The 555-nt window shown below is 35.0% G+C and carries 1 protein-coding gene; it reads right to left on the bottom strand.

Annotation, left to right across the window (positions count from 1 at the left end; all coding sequences use genetic code 11):
- Positions 1–66, bottom strand: a 66-nt coding sequence (locus R7O13_RS29820) for a cold-shock protein (protein ID WP_318305586.1), incomplete at its 3' end; no start/stop codon positions are given.
- Between the last annotated feature and the right edge of the window lie 489 nt (positions 67–555).

Consider the following 555-nt stretch of genomic DNA (forward strand, 5'->3'; position numbering starts at 1 on the left):
TTCGTCTGAACAAATAAACCCAAATCCTTTGGCATTGTTAAACCACTTTACTGTACCTGTAGCCATGCTTATAAATCCCTCATGCATTTTTTACTGATGTTGTTACAACAACCAAGTTATACCTTTAACTTGGTACTACTGTTAGCGACCGCTAACAAACGTCTCATTGATACAGAATCACATTCACCAAGTTGCTTAAATTCAAACTGATCCAGAATGAGGATTTATGCATCAATACTTTCCACTGTAGTCAATGAATCCATACAGTCAATAGTGTCGAGCAACAAACGGAAACATAATTGAAAACAAATCACTTTTGAGATTAACAATTTTGCAAACTGTTTTTTGGACGTACACCGAAGTTTAGATATTTAGACCAAAAAGCGACGGGTTACGTAAAATCCATACTGTTGGTGTTGCTTATGATAGTGAAATCATCGGATTGAATAAAAAATGAAGTTTTCGTGATAAATAACATTTTCTCAGTGAGGAAGTGTGATCTAACACAGAAATTAGCATTGGTTAGATTCTGTTCGTTAGTGAGAAAAGAGAGTG

It is taken from the genome of Vibrio sp. Y176 (assembly GCF_033438945.1).